Source organism: Streptomyces sp. NRRL F-2664, assembly GCF_000719345.1.
Lineage (GTDB): Bacteria > Actinomycetota > Actinomycetes > Streptomycetales > Streptomycetaceae > Streptomyces.
In genome coordinates this window covers 1-1,180 of the sequence record NZ_JOFX01000226.1, presented here as the reverse complement: position 1 = coordinate 1,180, position 1,180 = coordinate 1, and the positions used below count along the sequence as shown (strand labels likewise).

The 1,180-nt window shown below is 57.1% G+C and carries 2 protein-coding genes; one reads left to right on the top strand and one right to left on the bottom strand.

The genetic code is table 11. The features are described from left to right. Positions 1-876 (top strand): RHS repeat-associated core domain-containing protein (locus IF89_RS45595; RefSeq protein ID WP_199820659.1); only part of this gene is annotated, 876 nt, incomplete at its 5' end. An 18-nt stretch (positions 877-894) separates the two neighbouring features. Here the strand turns inward: IF89_RS45595 and IF89_RS44060 are convergent. Then, entirely contained in the window at positions 895-1,068 is a 174-nt protein-coding gene (locus IF89_RS44060; protein WP_420707023.1) for a transposase, read from the bottom strand. Positions 1,069-1,180 lie beyond the last annotated feature (112 nt).

Sequence of the window (1,180 nt, the reverse complement as noted above, 5' to 3'; positions counted from 1 at the left end):
CGCCTCTACCACCCCGAAACCGGCCGCTTCACCACCCGCGACCCCCACCCCACACCCCTCAACAAATACCAAGCCTTCAACGCAAACCCAGTCGAGCACACCGACCCCACCGGAAATATATCCTTCACCACCAGGCATGCGAGAGCCAATCAGCGCAAGTTGCAAAACCATCAGCGGCGCTCCGAAGCCATAGACAAAGCTCACGCAGACTGGACCGCGGAGCGTATCTTTTCACAGCGGGAAGGACATATTCCGGGAACCTTCAACGCAGTCAGAAAGAATCTGGAGAGAACCGACCGGCATGTAGTACACACGCAGGATGAAGCGACACCCTACATGAAAACATTTCTCTTCCGCACCGATTACGCAGCAGATGACATGCTGGACATATTCAGGTCTATCCGAAGCGCCGCGCTAGCAAACGCCAAATTCTCCTCGAAATTCAAGGGCGCATGCAAGACTGCCTCCTGCGCAGTGCTGGCCAGCGCCCAGAGCGGCAAGATTGTCGTCCCTGTCGGAAACGCATCATGGACCGGGAACCTCCCTATGCTTGGCGGCGGCGAAAGCGCCAAGCTCGCCCAAGCCGGGGGCCTGAATAAGGTCATGCATTCTGCCCAGAACATATTCGAAAGGGACGGGGTGAAGGATTTCCTTGTCCGCATGTACAGCCCCCTGGAAGCACATGCAGCGCCACTCACTTTCAGATTCGACGGGAGCGGAAAGCGGACGGATGACAAAGATCTAGCTAAGGGATATTTGATTGACTCGGCAATGAATGTTATCAAAGATATGCCGGGCGGAACGCCGGGCAACGATTCAGACCCCTATGGCGCATATACTACTTTCGAGCTGTATGCTGCACCGATTCTAGTCTAGTGCCCTTAAGGCCGTGTCCTATGTGGTGAGGGGGACGAGGCGTTTGTGGCAGCAGATGACTGCGGCGAGGCCGAGGAAGGCCAGGTAGTTGCGGGGGTGGCGTTCGTAGCGACGGTTGTGCCGACGGTAGCCGGTCAGCCAAGACATGGTCCGCTCGATCACCCACTGCCGACGCGCTATTGAGGTTTTCAAAGCGGGGTCGGTGTGGGCTTGCTTCGCTTTGACGGACATCGGAGATCAGGGGCTTGGGCCCCGGAAGGATGATGTTCATCATGGAGAGCATGGGGAAGAAGAAGGTGCGTCC